General features: G+C 37.4%; 1 protein-coding gene. It reads left to right on the top strand.

What is annotated here, in order from left to right; all coding sequences use genetic code 11:
- Positions 1–671: RHS repeat-associated core domain-containing protein (locus NH399_RS25790; RefSeq protein WP_305885118.1), on the top strand; the 671-nt coding region annotated here is incomplete at its 5' end.
- Between the last annotated feature and the right edge of the window lie 506 nt (positions 672–1,177).

The raw sequence follows: 1,177 nt of genomic DNA, 5'->3' as shown, positions 1-1,177 counted from the left end.
ATATTTATCTTAATAAACGGCCTCTGGCTATGTTAGAGTATGACGATATCTATTATTATCACAATTCGCATATAGGAACGCCTGAGATATTGACCGACTCACAACAGTTTGTTGTATGGCAAGCCGACTATGATTTATGGGGTAGTGCTGAAATCTTAGTAAGTGATGTTGAGAACAATTTGAGATTTACAGGTCAGTATTTTGATAGTGAGACAAGCCTGCATTATAACTGGAATCGTTATTATGATCCGATGCTAGGCCGATATATCACTAGTGATCCTATCGGTTTAGCAGGAGGAATCAATACATATCTGTATGTGAGCAATAGCACTCTCTCTTTTGTTGATCCAACAGGGCAATTTGCAGTAAATGCAGTAAATGCAATTGGAGGTGCTATTTTCGGAGCTTCTGCTGCGTTTTGGTATTCAATAGTGACTACAGCATGTCATTCTAATTTATGGACAACAGCAGATTGGCCTGTTGTTATCGAAAATACTTTGTTTGGAGCTGCTGCTGGAGCAATCACTGGTGCAGGTTTTGGAACTTTACTACTGGAGAACTCAGCAGGAGCACTTGTTTTTGGATCTACAACAGGAATGTTAGGCGGCTTAGTAGGTAACTTTTTAATGGGTGTGAAGGAAAGGGGGAGTAATTGTGGGTGTAGCTTTTAAGCATCAAATGTCACCAAGTATTAAAGTGATACTTGTCATTCTGTTTCTAATTGTTGTTAAGTTGCTATTTAGTCTTGATGTATCCTATGTTGTTATCATCGGCGTTCCGATAGTACTGACTCTATTAAACTCAGCTTTTCAGAAGAAGACTGGTGAAGAGTGAATGCTTGTAAAGTGAAGTCTATTTAGAAAAAAATAAACTACTACAATTTAATTCTTAAATTTTCATAACTACTGTTAAGGGCGTATGGATTGCGCCCTTTTTAAATATTTTCGGAAAGGTGTCATGAAACCCCCTATAGTATGTTCAAGAGAATGGGGCGCTCAATAAGGCATTAGTTCTAAAATTGATTTTCTGTAAAAGCAAGGGGGCTTATACCCCCCTAGGTAACTTTGAGTAAACGGAATTGCTCACTTTAAATTTAAAACAAAAAGGTATAGCGTCATGAAACTTTTTAAGGAAAATGAATGGTGCCGTATAGGCACAACTAAAGAATATGAGTTAA

The organism is Pleionea sp. CnH1-48, from assembly GCF_024124665.1.
GTDB lineage: Bacteria > Pseudomonadota > Gammaproteobacteria > Enterobacterales > Kangiellaceae > JAMXSB01.
Note: the sequence above shows the minus strand (reverse complement) of the source record. Positions and strands in the feature narration are given on the sequence as shown.